The 13,935-nt window shown below is 67.2% G+C and carries 16 protein-coding genes and 2 pseudogenes; 5 read left to right on the forward strand and 13 right to left on the reverse strand.

Annotated features, from left to right (window positions below; all coding sequences use genetic code 11):
* Nucleotides 1–99 (forward strand): hypothetical protein (locus A5646_RS30340; RefSeq protein ID WP_369806906.1); only part of this gene is annotated, 99 nt, incomplete at its 5' end.
* Between the two features lie 6 nt (nucleotides 100–105).
* Here A5646_RS30340 and A5646_RS04075 read toward each other — a convergent pair.
* From A5646_RS04075 to A5646_RS04100, 6 genes are all read right to left on the reverse strand, one after another.
* A complete protein-coding gene (locus A5646_RS04075; protein ID WP_067020044.1) occupies nucleotides 106–1,815 on the reverse strand; it encodes a thiamine pyrophosphate-requiring protein in 1,710 nt (569 codons plus the stop codon).
* Nucleotides 1,816–2,096: 281 nt separating this feature from the next.
* A complete protein-coding gene (gene coaD, locus A5646_RS04080) occupies nucleotides 2,097–2,579 on the reverse strand; it encodes a pantetheine-phosphate adenylyltransferase (protein ID WP_067020047.1) in 483 nt (160 codons plus the stop codon).
* A 122-nt stretch (nucleotides 2,580–2,701) separates the two neighbouring features.
* Complete coding sequence (gene rsmD, locus A5646_RS04085) at nucleotides 2,702–3,256, reverse strand: 16S rRNA (guanine(966)-N(2))-methyltransferase RsmD (protein ID WP_066876565.1); 555 nt, start codon at nucleotides 3,254–3,256, stop codon at nucleotides 2,702–2,704.
* A gap of 10 nt (nucleotides 3,257–3,266) precedes the next feature.
* Nucleotides 3,267–3,914, reverse strand: coding sequence for a vitamin K epoxide reductase family protein (locus A5646_RS04090; protein ID WP_066876567.1), 648 nt, complete (start codon nucleotides 3,912–3,914; stop codon nucleotides 3,267–3,269).
* A complete protein-coding gene (locus A5646_RS04095; RefSeq protein WP_066860013.1) occupies nucleotides 3,911–4,678 on the reverse strand; it encodes a DsbA family protein in 768 nt (255 codons plus the stop codon). The genes A5646_RS04090 and A5646_RS04095 overlap by 4 nt, the downstream gene beginning before the upstream one ends.
* A gap of 101 nt (nucleotides 4,679–4,779) precedes the next feature.
* The gene (locus A5646_RS04100) at nucleotides 4,780–5,898 is read right to left on the reverse strand and encodes an alpha/beta hydrolase (protein WP_066860016.1); all 1,119 of its coding nucleotides are present in this window, start codon (nucleotides 5,896–5,898) and stop codon (nucleotides 4,780–4,782) included.
* A 252-nt stretch (nucleotides 5,899–6,150) separates the two neighbouring features.
* On the opposite strand from A5646_RS04100, the pseudogene A5646_RS29745 reads away from it, so the two are divergent.
* Both A5646_RS29745 and A5646_RS04105 read left to right on the forward strand, forming a co-directional pair.
* Nucleotides 6,151–6,299 (forward strand): annotated as a pseudogene (locus tag A5646_RS29745) (oxidoreductase); the annotation flags it as partial.
* A 5-nt stretch (nucleotides 6,300–6,304) separates the two neighbouring features.
* Complete coding sequence (locus A5646_RS04105) at nucleotides 6,305–7,150, forward strand: aldo/keto reductase (RefSeq protein ID WP_067020070.1); 846 nt, start codon at nucleotides 6,305–6,307, stop codon at nucleotides 7,148–7,150.
* Nucleotides 7,151–7,157: 7 nt separating this feature from the next.
* Here the strand turns inward: A5646_RS04105 and A5646_RS04110 are convergent, their stop codons facing one another.
* The gene (locus tag A5646_RS04110; RefSeq protein ID WP_067020049.1) at nucleotides 7,158–7,721 is read right to left on the reverse strand and encodes a nuclear transport factor 2 family protein; all 564 of its coding nucleotides are present in this window, start codon (nucleotides 7,719–7,721) and stop codon (nucleotides 7,158–7,160) included.
* A 116-nt stretch (nucleotides 7,722–7,837) separates the two neighbouring features.
* Between A5646_RS04110 and A5646_RS04115 the strand changes: the two genes are divergently transcribed.
* Nucleotides 7,838–8,485: a TetR/AcrR family transcriptional regulator gene (locus tag A5646_RS04115; protein WP_067020052.1), complete on the forward strand. Its 648-nt coding sequence runs from the start codon at nucleotides 7,838–7,840 to the stop codon at nucleotides 8,483–8,485.
* 46 nt (nucleotides 8,486–8,531) lie between these two features.
* On the opposite strand, the gene A5646_RS04120 is transcribed toward A5646_RS04115, so the two are convergent.
* From A5646_RS04120 to A5646_RS04135, 4 genes are all read right to left on the reverse strand, one after another.
* Complete coding sequence (locus tag A5646_RS04120) at nucleotides 8,532–9,395, reverse strand: SDR family NAD(P)-dependent oxidoreductase (protein ID WP_067020055.1); 864 nt, start codon at nucleotides 9,393–9,395, stop codon at nucleotides 8,532–8,534.
* Nucleotides 9,396–9,480: 85 nt separating this feature from the next.
* Nucleotides 9,481–9,723 (reverse strand): ferredoxin, encoded by a 243-nt coding sequence (locus tag A5646_RS27765; protein WP_082984621.1) that lies wholly within the window; start codon nucleotides 9,721–9,723, stop codon nucleotides 9,481–9,483.
* Between the two features lie 46 nt (nucleotides 9,724–9,769).
* Nucleotides 9,770–10,513 carry an SDR family NAD(P)-dependent oxidoreductase gene (locus A5646_RS04130; RefSeq protein WP_067020060.1) on the reverse strand — a complete coding sequence of 248 codons (744 nt, stop codon included), beginning with the start codon at nucleotides 10,511–10,513 and terminating at the stop codon, nucleotides 9,770–9,772.
* Between the two features lie 108 nt (nucleotides 10,514–10,621).
* Nucleotides 10,622–11,392, reverse strand: a complete 771-nt coding sequence (locus tag A5646_RS04135) for an SDR family NAD(P)-dependent oxidoreductase (protein WP_067020064.1) — start codon at nucleotides 11,390–11,392, stop codon at nucleotides 10,622–10,624.
* 179 nt (nucleotides 11,393–11,571) lie between these two features.
* On the opposite strand from A5646_RS04135, the gene A5646_RS04140 reads away from it, so the two are divergent.
* Nucleotides 11,572–12,759, forward strand: coding sequence for a cytochrome P450 (locus A5646_RS04140; RefSeq protein ID WP_066860037.1), 1,188 nt, complete (start codon nucleotides 11,572–11,574; stop codon nucleotides 12,757–12,759).
* Nucleotides 12,760–12,819: 60 nt separating this feature from the next.
* Here A5646_RS04140 and A5646_RS04145 read toward each other — a convergent pair whose 3' ends face one another.
* The gene (locus A5646_RS04145; RefSeq protein WP_067020067.1) at nucleotides 12,820–13,533 is read right to left on the reverse strand and encodes an HNH endonuclease family protein; all 714 of its coding nucleotides are present in this window, start codon (nucleotides 13,531–13,533) and stop codon (nucleotides 12,820–12,822) included.
* A pseudogene (locus tag A5646_RS04150) lies at nucleotides 13,530–13,935 on the reverse strand (ATP-dependent DNA helicase RecG); the annotation flags it as partial. The pseudogene A5646_RS04150 and the gene A5646_RS04145, both read right to left, overlap by 4 nt.

Raw genomic sequence — 13,935 nt, forward strand, 5'->3', positions numbered from 1 at the left:
GCAGTCCTGATCGCCCGGTTCGTCACGTCCGGAGGTCTGCCGATGGTGCGCATGATGGGCGGCTCCCCCGAGGCCGGCCAATCAGAGCATCGGCACTGAGGAGTCTCAGGGTTGCGGCAACCGCACGTCCAGCACCACGCAGCGCCCTTGCCCGGCCTCGGCGAGCGCCCATTCGACGGCCTTGCTCATCTCCGCCGGCGTGTGCACCGTGCGTCCGCTGCCGCCGCATGCCGCGGCGAGCGCGGCGTAGTCGGTGTCCGGGGTGAGTCGGGTCTCGCCGAAATCGTTCTCCCGCACCGACACTCCCTGCGGGTACAAGTCAATCACCGGCAGCTTGGAGGCCAGATACGACTGATTGTTCAAGACGACGGTGACGAAGGGCGCACCATGGCGATGCGCCGACCACAACGCGGCGGTGGGCACGCCGAAGTTGAACGAGCCGTCGCCGCAGATGGCGACGACGGGCGCTTCCGGCCGGGCGAGTTTGACGCCGAACGCGCCGCCGAGCGCCCAGCCCAATCCCGGTGCGCCCGTGTCGAAGAGCTGCCCGGGTGACCGCCGCACCTGCCGGGCCACGGCGGACCGGTTGGTCACGGCCTCCTGGACCACCACCGCGTCGTCGGGCAGGGCGCCGCCCAGCGCGGCCAGCATCGCATCGGGTGCGTCCGCCGGGCGATCGGAGGCGGCCCGGCGGGCCGCCTCCCGCTGGCGCTGCGCCGTGTCGGCCTCGGCCGCCTGCCGACGCGCGGCCCACTTCTCCCGCAGCTCGTCGGTGGCCAGCCGCAACAGGGTCTGCTCGAGCAACAGCAGCGCCACCCGCGTGTCGGCGGTCAGCGCGACCTCGATCGGAAACGACCACAGCGGCATGCTCGGTTTGACCGGATCACCGTCGATCTGCACCACGCGGGCATTCGCGGGCGGGGCCAGCTGCGCCGGCACCCAGGGCACTTCGCAGTCCAACAGCAGCACGGTGTCGGCGTTCTCCAGCGGCGCCGCGTCGCCCACCACGTGCAACGGATGTTCCAGCGGCAGGTTTGCGCGGTCGCCCTGATCGATCACCGGCGCACCCAGCAGCTCGGCGATGCGGCCCAGCACCGTTGCGGTCGCGGGGTCGGCGGCGGTCCGGGCCGTGACGATGACGACCCGCTTGCCCGCCACCAGGATTCCCGCCAAGCGTCCCAGCGCGCCCGGATCCGGGCCGGGCGGTACGGCTGGCGGCAGGCGGCGCGGCAGCGCCCCGGCCCCGTGCTCCATCAACGCTTCTCGCGGCAGCATGACGTACGCGGGGCCGGACGGGCAGGATTGGGTGACCTGGAAGGCCCGCCGGACGATCGGGGCCAGCTCGCGGCCGCGGGGAACCTCCATGTGCCACTTGGCGTAGTTGCGCACCACGGCGGGCTGGTCGAGTTGCTCCTGCTGCCAATGGATGTAGGTGTCGCGGTGACCGCGCACCCCCGGCGCCGAGCTGTAGGGAGCGCGGCCGGCGAATACCACCACCGGGGTCCCGTTGCGCTGCGCGTTGTGCAGCTGGCAGCCCAGGTTCAGCGTGCCGGCGTCAACGTGCACCATCACCGCCTGCGGGCGGCCGCTGGCCATGTGATGGCCGATGGCCGCGGCCAGCGCGATGCTCTCGTGCACGCACAACACCGCCTGCGGGCTCGGCGTGCCCGCGGCGCGCGCCGCCGCCAGCGCCTCCTGAATCGGCGCGGAATCCGTTCCGGGGTTGATGAAGAAGTGCGCGACTCCCTCGTCGGCGAGCAGCGCAACCAGATCGGCCGCGGCCTCGGGTACGTCGAACAGATTGTCTACCGTCATGGTGCCGTTCTCCTATCGACGTCGGCGACCTCGCGTACCCCCTCCTGACGGATCAGATCTTCAAGATACGTTCTGTGTGGGCGTCTGCGATCTATTCCGGCGGACTCCGGTTCCACGTGGCGCGCTCGAACCCGTCGACCGCCCCTAACGAGGGACTCACGGGTAATCGACGGAGAACTTTCGACACCATCGGGTACCCGCGGCGTGGCGGTTTACTCCACGCCACTACCGGCATGGTCAATGCGCCTGCCGCGCAATGGTTTTGGCGCCGATCGGCGGATTCAGGACCGGGCCGAAAGCCGTTCGCGCAGACGGCGATTGACCGGTTCGGGCAGCAGTTCGGACACGTCACCGCCAAGCATCGCGACCTCTTTGGCCAGCGACGAGGACACGAACGAATAGCGCGGAGCGGTCGCGACGAAGAAGGTGTCCACACCGGCGACGTGTTTGTTCATCTGCGCCATCTGCAGCTCGTATTCGAAGTCGGTGCCGGTGCGCAGTCCCTTCACGATGGCGGTCATGCCCCGCGCCCGGACGAAGTCGACGACCAGGCCCCGCCCGGCCTCCACCCGCAGGTTCGGCAGGTGCGTCGTCGATTCGTTGATCATCGCGATCCGCTCGTCGAGGTCGAACATGCCCTTTTTGGCGGGGTTGGTCAGGATCGCCACCACCACCTCGTCGAATTGGGCCGACGCGCGCTCGAAGACGTCGATGTGACCCAACGTCACCGGGTCGAACGACCCGGGGCACACCGCGCCCGTCATGCGCGCGATCCGATGCAAGCGGGTGATCTGCGGACATCGGCGATCATGACGCGCGGCGAGACGATGCAGAGCGAAGCGATGCTGAGGAGCGGCGCCATGACGAACGACGGTACACGCCTACCTCAATGGCGCTCGGCCAGCTCCAGCCGGGTGTCGCCATACACCCGGTGCGGCCACGCGGCCCAGCCGGCCGGCCAGTCCAGCGGCGCGCCGCCGGCCGCACGCTCCACCACCGCAACGCTGCCTTGGTGCACCCAGCCACGGGCGGGCAAGGCGGCCAACACGGCCTCGACCTCGGTGGCGTCCACGTCGTAGGGCGGGTCGGCCAGCACCAGATCGAACGCGGCGTCGGTCCCGGCGGCCAACACGGTCGCCACCGCTGCGCGGCGCAGCGTCGCACCGGGCAGGCCCACGGTTTCGATGTTGCGCGCGATGACGGATGCGCTGCGCGGGTCCGACTCCACGAAGAGCGCGGCGGCGGCGCCGCGGGACAGCGCCTCCAATCCCAGTGCGCCCGAACCGGCGTAGAGGTCCAGCACGGCGACACCGGTCAGGTCCAGGCGGGCCGAGAGGATGTTGAACAGCGATTCGCGCACCCGATCGGTGGTGGGCCTGGTACCGCGCGGCGGGACCGCGATGCGACGGCCCCCGGCCGCGCCGCCAATGATCCGGGTCACCTGCGAAGTCCTAGAGCAGCGTCGACCAGTAGTCCCAGAACCGGGCCATGATCAGCAAGAACACCGCGGTGAACCACAGCGCGGCGACCGACCACCGCCATTGGAAGAGCAGCCATCCCGGTCCGGATTGCCGGTGCTGCAGCACCGGGCGATAGGCGATCGAGGCCACCACCACCAGCAGCGAGATGGTGACGACCCACACCACCATGCAGTAGGGGCACAACGCGCCGATGCGGTAGAGGCTCTGGAAGATCAGCCAGTGCACGAACACCGCCCCGACCACCAGCCCGGCCGTCAGAACCAGCCAATACCATTGCGGCAGAGCAACTTTCGTCAGCGCCAACAGCCCGGTCACGACCACCACGGTGAAGGCCACCAACCCCAGCAGCGGGTTGGGAAAGCCCAGCAGCGACGCCTGCGGCGTGATCATCACCGAGCCGCAGGACAGGATCGGGTTGATGTTGCAGGACGGTACGTACGCCGGGTTTTCCAGGATGTCGATCTTCTCGACCGTCAGCGTCGCCGACGCGACCAGCCCGATCAGCCCGGCGATGAGCACCCACCAGGCGCTGAGCGCGGGCACTCGCGTCCCCGAAGCCGGATCCGGCGTCAGGTCGCCGGCGGGATCGACAGCTTCGGTCGACACCGCACCGGTCACATCGCGGCCGGCGCGACCGCGCCGTCGATGCCCGGGATGTTGCCCACGATTTCCTTGATCTTGTTGACCAGCGCCTCGGGTGTCGACGGGTCGTAGTCCTCGCCGTTGATCTTGATGGTCGGCGTGGCGTTGATGTGTGCGGCCGCCGCTTCGCCGGTGACCTTGGACAGGTATTTGCCGCTGTTGATGCAGTCCGGCACCTTGCCCACCACACCGGCCTCGCGGGCGAGTTCGATCAACCGGGCGTTGTCCGGGAAGCTCTTGCCGGTTTCGCTCGGTTGGATGTCGGTGCTGAACAGCGCGGAGTGGAAGCGCCGGAAGGCGTCCTGGGACTCGTCGGCGACGCAGAGCGCCGCGGCGCCCGCGCGCGAGGAGTAGTTCTGGTTCCGCGAGCTGTCGAGGATCGACACCATGGAGTAGTCGCCCGCGATGGCGCCGAGGTCGATGAGCCTGGAGACCGTCGGGCCGAAGGTGCGCTCGAAGTTACCGCAGGCCGGACACAGGAAGTCCTCGTAGAACGTCACCACGGCCTTGGGGTTGCTGGTGCCGGGCTGGGTGATCAGCTTGCTCGACGTGACCCGAACGGTGTCGCCCGCGCCGGTGGGGCCGGTCTTCTTGTGGTGCGAGGTCACGATGTAGAAGACGAGGGCGACCGCGAAGATCACCACGAATGCGGTACCGCCGATTTGGACGAGCCGGCTCGACTTACCGCCGGAGGCCGACTTCATGTCGAATCGCGGGGGACGTTTGGGTTTGTCGGCCACAGGTTCCCTGATCTTTCGGTGCGAGTTGTCGGTCTGCCCGGGTGCGGACAAAGCGATCGGACAAGGCGCCTCTAGATTACCGGCGCCAACCGCTGCGGGAATCAGACCCGGCTCAGGTGGGCGCGCAGCGCCGAGATCAGCTCGCTGGTCGCGACCATGCTGTCCCCGCCCAGCTGGAACAGGTTGGCGAAGCCGTGGGTCAGCGAACCCAGGTACCGCAGGTCCACCGCGACGCCGGCGGCCCGCAGCGCCTCGGCGTAGCTTTCGCCTTCGTCACGCAGCGGGTCGAAGCCGGCGACGGCGATCAGCGCGGGCGCCAGTCCGGTCAGCGATTGGGCCAGCGCCGGCGACACCCGCGGATCGGTGCGGTCGAGCTTCGACCGCCGCAGATACTGCGATTCGAACCAGTCGATGTCCCGCTTGGTCAGCAGGAAGCCGCGCGAGAACAGGGTCAGCGACCGGTTCTTGGCGGTGAAGTCGGTGCGCGGATAGATCAGCCATTGCAGCACCGGCGCCGGGGCGCCCTCGTCGCGCGCGATCTGGCTGACGACGGCGGCGAGGTTGCCGCCGGCGCTGTCCCCGCCGACCGCGACGTGGCCCGGCGTCGCACCCAGCTCGCCGGCGTGCTCGTAGGCCCAGGTGAAGGCCGCGTAGGCATCCTCGATCGCGGCCGGCGCCGGGTGCTCGGGGGCCAACCGGTAGTCGATGGACAACACGTGGATGCCGGCGTCACGGCAGGTCAGTCGGCACAGACTGTCGTGGGTGTCCAGGTCGCCGATGGACCAGCCGCCACCGTGGTAGAAGACCAGCAGCGGTGCCGGCTCGCCGCCGGGTGGACGGTAGTGCCGGGCGGGGATCTGCCCGGCGGGGCCGGGCAGCGTCAGCTCGGCGACGTCGACGTGGATCTGCGGCCCGGGGAACCCCACGGTGGACTCGCGCATCTGAGCTCGCGAGACGTGCGGGTCGTCGTCGACCACCAGGCCGTCGATGCCGACCGCGCGCAGCCCCGACAGCATCAGCTGCAGCGTTGGGTCCAGCGTGTTGCCGTCGATGATCACCGAGCGCCCGCGGACCAGCCCGCGCCTGATGGCGGTGGGGATCCACGGGATGACCTTGGCCCCGACGCCGGTGACGGCGCCCTGGATCCGGCTGGCCAGCGGCACCGAGGTGCGATCGGCGCCGCGCTCGAGTTCCGGTGCGCCTGACAGAGGCCTGGTCATGGGCAACCCCCCTTAACAACACGTTCGAACGCTCGCCGACGAACAGTTATTCGGTCCCCGAGCCCACCGCCTCGGAGCGTTGCCGGCCCCGGCGGCCACCAAACACGCGGCATTGCCGCCTGACCCACGCTACTGCAGCGCTATCGGCGTGCCGAGCGCGTGGTGGGCGAAGTCTGCGATCGATGGTGAGATCGGGCCGCGTCGCGGCGAAAGACGACCCGCGCGCAGGTGTCGATCAGTTGCATTTATTGACTAGGTAATATCGTGGTCCCCAGGTCGGTGAGCCTTCATCGGATTGCGAGCGACTTCGACGTGTTCGATTTCGAACTCAGCGCCTCGAATTCGATGACGGAACTCGGCTCGGTGCACAATCTCGAACCTTCAATTTCACAGGCAGGTGAATGAATTGGCTGGCGAGTCGGGCTCCGCCGTACCCTCAATTGCTCTCAACGACGAGAACACGATCCCGGCCCTGGGCCTGGGCGTCGCGGAATTGTCGGATGACGAGACCGAACGCGCGGTGTCGGCGGCGCTGGAAGTCGGCTGCCGGCTGATCGACACCGCCGCGGCCTACGGGAACGAGGCCGCCGTGGGGCGCGCCATCGCCGCCTCCGGCATTCCCCGCGCCGAGCTGTTCGTGACCACCAAGCTGGCCACGGCGGACCAGGGTTTCAAGGCGGCGATGGACGCCTGCAACGCCAGCCTGGAACGCCTCGGCCTGGACTACGTCGACCTCTACCTCATCCACTGGCCGGCGCCGGCCCTGGGCAGCTACGTGAACTCCTTCGGCGGCATGATCCAGTCCCGCGCGGAAGGTCAGGCCCGCTCGATCGGTGTATCCAACTTCACCGACGAGCACCTGACGACGGTCATCGATCTGACGTTCGTCACCCCGGCGGTCAACCAGGTCGAGCTGCACCCGCTGCTCAACCAGGAAGCGCTGCGCAAGACCAACGCCGAGCACAACGTGCTCACCCAGTCCTACACGCCGCTGGCGCTGGGCAAGCTGAACGACAACCCGACGGTGAATTCGGTCGCCGGCGAATACGGCAAGACCCCCTCGCAGGTGCTGCTGCGGTGGAACCTGCAGCTGGGCAATGCGGTCGTCTTCCGGTCTGCCAACCCCGAGCACATCTCCTCCAACCTCGACGTCTTCGACTTCGAGTTGGCCGACGAGCACGTCGAGGCGCTCAACGGGCTCAACGACGGCACCCGGTTGCGCCCGGACCCCGAGACCTACGAAGGCGCGTAAGGCGCCGCTACCATCGCGCCGGGGCCGGCGCGTCGATGGTCAAGGGACGCTGATACGACAGGTCGGTGCGGTCGCGCGTGCCGACGAGGTAGCCCTTTTCGGTGAAGAACGATGACTGCAACACCCGAGCGTCCGCGAGGAACATGCCTTCGACCGTCGAGCGGCGGACCGCGACGCGCCACTGCCCATTTCGCCGCTCCAGCCGGTCGATGTAACGGCCGGTGATGAACTGGGCGCTCTTGGCGTCGGGCCCGACGAGAACCACGATCACGTAACTCTCGGCGTGCGCGGCATCACCATCGACTTCGCACGTGTGCGTGGTGATGTTGTGGGTGTGAACCCGCGACGTCTCGGCATGGGTCTTATTGGCCCAATCCCCGTACTCCGGACCGGAATTGACGGCGTGGCCGTGCTCGTCGACACCATCGGCGTGGTACGCGGACGCGATCAGGTCGACGTCGTGGCGGTCACAACCTCGGGCGTGGCGCGCAATGCAGTCGAGGATCTCAGTGCGATCCAGCAGATAGCGAACGTTCTTCTCGAGCGCGTCCAAGCCCGTGTCCACGGCCATGCTGTCCCTATTCGTTGGATCGGTCGGCATCGAGGCTTGCGACGCCCGGTGCCACTATACACTCGTACAGCACAGGCCAGGTGTCACAATACGAGTACTCAACAGATCGGATGGCCATGGCGACGTCGTCGCGGCGCGTGGGCGCCGAAACGTCCAAGACGCGGGACGTGCTGCTGGACTGCGTGGAAAAGCTGATGCTCGAACAGGGGTATGCGAGCGTCACTTACCGGGCGCTGGCGGCAAAGGCCGGCGTGACACCGAGCCTGGTGCAGTACTACTTCCCCACTCTCGATGAGATTTTCGTCGCCGCGATTCGACGCTACTCCGAGCGCAATCTGGCATACCTGACCGAAACGCTCGCACGCCGCAGCGACGATCCCCTGCGGGCCGTGTGGGAGTACTCGTGGGAAGAGGCGACCGGCGCGCTGATGACGGAGTTCATGGCGCTGGGCAACCACCGCAAATCCATTCGCAATGAGATCGCCGCCGTGACCGAGAGCGTACGGAAGGTCCAATTGGACGCGCTCGTCGCCAAGTTCGGCAAGAACGCTCGTCCGGTCGGTGATCTTTCGCTGCCAGCGCTGCAGTTGCTGATGTCGGGCATGCCGAAGTTCCTGAATCTCGAGGAGGGCATCGGCGTCAAGTCGGCCCACCGGGAGGTCACCAAGGCCTTCGAGCGCTACATAGACTCGGTGGAACCACGCCCCGAGCCTCCCCCACCCAGCGCCGCCGGGCGACGACGCGTCGTGCGTAGCCGTAGTTGAGCGGGTGGGTCGCCGCGGTCGACTCAGTGGACAATCATGTTGACGGTCAACGCATCACGTGTGCGCACTGCTGGTGCGGGTGAACGTTGAACAAATCACGATAGGACGGTGGCTGGCGGCCACCTTCGTCACTGATGCCGTATCTCGCCGCCAGCTCCGCGCCGATCAGCGTCTGCCCGCTCAAACTCATCAAGTCCGGGTCTTGATACAGCGCCCAGATCACGTGGCCGGTCAATTCGGGCGTCTCGGCGGTATCGAGGATGTGGCCGAACTTCTCGGGATTGCTGGCGATGATCTTTCGGACGCGGTCGGTCAGCAGCGATCCCATCCAGATCGAGACGGCAGCGATGCCAAACTCACGAAAGTCGAACGCCATGTCGGCGGCCATCTTGTCGGTGGCCGCCTTCGGCACCCCATAGGCGGGACCGAACGCGTAGTGCACTGACCCCGCGGACGACGAAAACGCAACCAGCCCTTTGCGTTGCGAAATCATCAAGGGTGCGGCGTGGACGGTGGCGACGTAGCTGCTCCGCACCCCGACGTCGAGCGTGTCGAGCACGCTGAGGGGCTCCTCCCAGAATTTGGTCCGACCCATCATCTCGTCGCGAATGATCGCGGCGTTGTTGACCAGGACGTCGAGCCGCCCCTGCTCGCCGCGGATTTGGGCGAACAACGCCTCGACCTGGTCGTCGTCGGCGTGGTCGACACCGACGGCGATCCCCCGTCCGCCCGCGGCGCTCACTTGTGCGGCCGTCTCGTCGACGGTGCCCGGCAGGGCTGAGTCAGCGCCGCTGCGGGTGCGACCGGTGACATACACCGTGCAGCCATGGCTGCCCAGCGCGCGGGCGATCCCTGCGCCCGCGCCGCGGCTGGCTCCCGTGACCAGGACCACCGGGGTGTTTTCCGGCATCGATGTGCTCCTTCGGGCGTACGTGGCCGACCCGCCAACCCGTCAGTGCGGAATCGCCGCCGAGTCGTCTGCAGGTGCGCTCATGTCATCGCCCAAGTCGACGACCGTGGGCCGCCCGGGCAGCAACGACATGGTCGATCATCATGGAGATGGCATGCTCGGGGCAGGAGCGGGCCGCCTCGAGCACACCGTCGCGGTGCCCGTCGGCGACCTCCTCGACCACGGCATGGGCATGACCATCGACGTCGTCGAGTTCGAACGACTCCGGTGCGATCATGGCGCACATCGTGTGGCCCTGGCAGCGGGCCGGATCGACCTTGACGCGCACGCTACCTCCTGAATACGTTGCGTTGCTTGCATTTCGGCTGGCGTTGTCAGAGGACCGCGCCGCCGTTCACGCCGATCACCTGGCCGTTGACGTAACCGGCGCCCTCCGAGCACAGAAAGGAACACACCGCCGCCACGTCGTCGACCTGCCCCAGCCGCCCGGCCGGAATGGCTTGCGTCAAATGCTCGGTGGGTGGCAGCTTTCCGTCCCGCTGTTGCTGGCGCAGCATCGGCGAATCGATGACGAACGGCGGTACGGTATTGGCTGTGATGCCCTTGCGGGCGTAGTCCAACGCGACCGTCTTGGTCATGGCGATCACGCCGCCCTTGGTGGCCGAATAGTGCCCCTGCGCAGGAGCGCCCTGCTGACCGGCGGCAGATGAGATGGTAACGATACGACCCCATTTCGCCGCCACCATGTCGGACAACGCCGCTCGCACGCAGAGGAAGGTGCCGGTCAAATTCACCGCCAGATAGCGGTTCCACTCGTCGAGGGTGATCTTGTCGAACCGCGTGAATCCGGCGATGGCCGCGCTGGTCACCAAAATCTCCGTCGGCCCGAACTCCCCTCGCAAGGTGGCGAATGCTGATTCAACCGCCGCCTCGTCCGAGACGTCGACTCCGATCGCAAGCGCATTGCCGCCGGCGGTTTCGATCTCGGAGGCGACGGCGTTGGCATTGGCCGGATGCACGTCCATGATCGCCACGCGATGACCGTCGGCCGCCAGCTTGACGGCGATCGCTCGTCCCAAACCGGAACCCGCACCGGTCACGACGGCCGTTCGGGTCATCGGGCAGCTCCTCGGTTTCGGGCCGTACCAGCAATGTGCTGTACGAATGTATAGCGAAAACGCGAGGGGCACAAGAAGCGCCGGCGCGCATCGGCCTCGGGTGCCGCCTTACACGCCAGCACCACCGGGAGCTCCGTGCATGTACAGCGTTTGCCCCGAACAGAAACTCGCTGCGTCCGACGCGAAGAACAAGACGCCGTAGCCGATTTCGTCGGGCTCACCGAGTCGGCCGAGGCCGTTGGTGAGCGCGATCGCCTCCGGATCCAATCCGTACCGCGCGGCATCGTCGGTCAGGGTGGCGGCGCGTACCGCACCGACTGCGATGGCGTTGACTCGTATGCCCTTCCTGGCCCACGCGGCCGCCATCGACCCGGTCAGGTTGTTCACGGCCGCCTTCGCGGCGCCATAGGGAGCCGCCTGCGGCATCGCCAGCAGGCTGGCCCCCGACGAGATGTTGACGATGGCCCCCTTGCCCTGCGCCATCATCGGCTGGGCTGCCGCCTTGGACAGGTGCCAGACGGCGTTGAAGTTCAGGGCGAGCACGTTCTCGAAGTCGTCGTCGGGCCACTTGAGGATCGACTTCGTCTCCGCTCCCCCAGCACAATTGACCAGGATGTCCAGCCGCCCGAATTCCTGAACAGCTCTGTCGATGAGCGCCCGGCACTCGTCCGCGGACGTCACATCGGTGGACACGGCCACGGCACGGCGGCCCAGCGCCATGACTTCCCTGGCTGTGGATTCGAGCGGGTCGGGGCGCCGGCCCGCCAACACGACGTCGGCGCCATGCTGGGCCAGCACGAGCGCCGTACCACGCCCGATTCCCGTGCCGCCGCCGGTAATGACGGCGACGCGGCCGTCGAGGTCAAACCGACTCTCCATACCGTTTCCTCTTGTTCGTCGTGGCGGTGCGCGAGCGGCGCCCATCGTTTGTACGATCGTATAGCATCGTCGCCTGTGCCGGGGACGACCGGTTCGTTGCCCCTCGGACGAGGCATGCTGTACGTTCGTATAGCGCCCACATGAGGGCGTGCGGAAGAACCGCTGACGAGGAGCCGACGTTGAGCGATCTGTATTACGACCCGTGGGACGTCGACATCGACCTGGACCCCTATCCGACCTACCGGCGCCTGCGCGACGAGTGCCCGGTCTATTACAACGAACCGCACAACTTTTGGGGCGTAAGCCGTTACGCGGATGTCGATGCGGCGCTGAAAGACACCGCCCGGCTCAGCTCGGCCAAGGGCGACATCCTCGAGGTCGTCATGACCGACCCGGTGATGCCGCCAGGCATCTTCATCAACGAGGATCCGCCCTTGCACACCATTCATCGCGCGATCGTGTCCAGGGCATTCACACCGAAGAAGATGCGAGCGATCGAGGACAAGATCCGTGCCTTCTGCGTCGCGTGCCTTGACCCACTCGTCGGCGGGGAGCGGTTCGATTTCGTGGCGGATCTGGGCGCCGAGTTGCCCATGCGCACCATCGGAATGCTTGCCGGTATTCCCGATGCGGAACAGCCTGCGGTACGCGAACACGCCAACCAGGTGCTGCGCAACGAGCCCGGAAAACCGATGTCAATCAAGAAAGATCGCTACTTCACCGGTGAGATGTTCGGCGAATACGTCGAGTGGCGCGAGAAGAACCCGTCGGACGACCTGATCACCGAACTGCTCAATGTCGAGTTCGAGGACGAGACCGGGACCACGCGAAAGCTGTCCAAGCAGGAACTGATCGTGTTCTTGGCGGTGGTGGCCGGCGCGGGCGTTGAAACGACCGGTCGCCTGTTCGGCTGGATGGGCAAGGTGCTGGCCGAGCACCCCGATCAACGTAAGGAACTCGCCGAAAACCATGCGCTGATCCCGACGGCAATCGAGGAACTGCTGCGCTACGAACCACCCGGGCCGCATGTAGCGCGCTACGTCGCCACCGACGATGTGACTTTCCAGGGGCGGGTCATCCCGGCGGGCAGCGCCCTGCTGCTGATGCTGGCTTCGGCCAACCGCGACGAACGTCATTTCGACGACCCCGACAAGTTCGACATTCACCGAAAACCCGGCGGCCACCTCACCTTCGGCCGGGGTCCGCACTTCTGCGTCGGATCTCCGTTGGCGCGTTTGGAAGGCCGCGTGGCGCTAGAAGAGGTACTCAAGCGATGGCCCGAATGGGACATCGACATGCCCGCAGCACGACGTTCGCGTACCTCGACCGTGCGAGGCTGGGACAGCATGCCCGCGGTCATCACCTGAGATGCCCTGAGGTCAATCGAGCCGCGATCAGCACCGGCGGCGCTCGCGTAGGGCGCCGCGCTACCCCGTCGGGCAGGTCGTCGCGGCCTGGCGCAGCACGCCGGTCGACGCCTGGTCCACCGGCAGCGAGTAACCACGAAGCACCGCGATGAACTGCATCGCGTACTGGCAGGCGAACGCCGCGTTCGGCGGCATCCATTGCGCCGGCGGCGAATCGCCCTTGTCCTGGTTGGCCTGCCCTTCGACGGCCAGCAGGTTGGCCGGGTCGTTGGCGAAGCGCAGCCGCTCGGGGGCGGGCCAGCCGTACGCGCCCATGTCCCACGCATAGGCCAGCGGGACGATGTGGTCGATCTGCACGGACTCACCGACCTTGGGGCCGCGCTGAAAGGCGATGGTCTTGCTGGTGTAGGGGTCGTGCAGCGTGCCGGTGGCCACCGCGTCCGGACACCGTTTCACCGACACATACGTTTTGTCCACCAGATCACGGTTCAGGATGTCGTCGCGCGTGTCGCATCCGTTGTGCCCCAACGGGGCATCGTTGTCGTCGTCCCAGGCGTCGCCGAACGCCGAACGCAGGTAGTCGTAGCGGTGCTGGCGCAGGGGCACGACGGCCACACCGGTGAGCACATCGGTGCCCGGCTGCACCGTCGGAACGTCGGCGCGCGCCGCGTATTCGGCGGAACGCCGGGCGGTCGAGGAGCCGACCGTCTGATAGGCCACCAGCAACGCCAGCGCGGCCGCCGCGGCCAGCCACAGCAGTACTTTGCGATTCAACTTTTGTCCAGGTATTCGATGCGGTCGGTGTCGGTGAATCGCGCGGCCAGCAGCCCCAATCCGGGATTGGAGCGGTCCTCGGCGTAGGCCCTGACACAGAAGTCCCGCGCGGCCTCGATGAACTCCAGGTGGTCCGCCAGGGACAGCAGCCGCAGCGTGATCGCCTTGCCGGACTGGTTGCGGCCCAACACATCTCCCTCCCGACGCTCCTTGAGGTCGAGATCGGCCAGGGCGAAGCCGTCCAGCGTCTCGGCCACCGCACACAATCGGCGGCCGGCCGACGAGTCCGGCGCGGACCAGCTGGCGAACAAGCACAGGCTCGGATGCTGGCCACGGCCGATCCGGCCGCGCAGCTGGTGCAACTGACTGATCCCGAACCGGTCGGCGTCCATCACCAGCATC

The sequence above is a fragment of the Mycobacterium sp. 1245499.0 genome (assembly GCF_001673615.1).
Taxonomy (GTDB): Bacteria; Actinomycetota; Actinomycetes; order Mycobacteriales; family Mycobacteriaceae; genus Mycobacterium; species Mycobacterium europaeum_A.

What these genes read in the sequence shown, in the direction of transcription:
- A5646_RS04075 (WP_067020044.1), bottom strand. Translation starts at nt 1,815, where the DNA reads ATGACGGTAGACAATCTGTTCGACGTACCCGAGGCCGCGGCCGATCTG.
- coaD (WP_067020047.1), bottom strand. Translation starts at nt 2,579, where the DNA reads ATGACGGGCGCGGTGTGCCCCGGGTCGTTCGACCCGGTGACGTTGGGT.
- A5646_RS04100 (WP_066860016.1), bottom strand. Translation starts at nt 5,898, where the DNA reads ATGACCAGGCCTCTGTCAGGCGCACCGGAACTCGAGCGCGGCGCCGAT.
- A5646_RS04110 (WP_067020049.1), bottom strand. Translation starts at nt 7,721, where the DNA reads ATGGCCGTGGACACGGGCTTGGACGCGCTCGAGAAGAACGTTCGCTAT.
- A5646_RS04115 (WP_067020052.1), top strand. Translation starts at nt 7,838, where the DNA reads ATGGCGACGTCGTCGCGGCGCGTGGGCGCCGAAACGTCCAAGACGCGG.
- A5646_RS04120 (WP_067020055.1), bottom strand. Translation starts at nt 9,395, where the DNA reads ATGCCGGAAAACACCCCGGTGGTCCTGGTCACGGGAGCCAGCCGCGGC.
- A5646_RS04130 (WP_067020060.1), bottom strand. Translation starts at nt 10,513, where the DNA reads ATGACCCGAACGGCCGTCGTGACCGGTGCGGGTTCCGGTTTGGGACGA.
- A5646_RS04135 (WP_067020064.1), bottom strand. Translation starts at nt 11,392, where the DNA reads ATGGAGAGTCGGTTTGACCTCGACGGCCGCGTCGCCGTCATTACCGGC.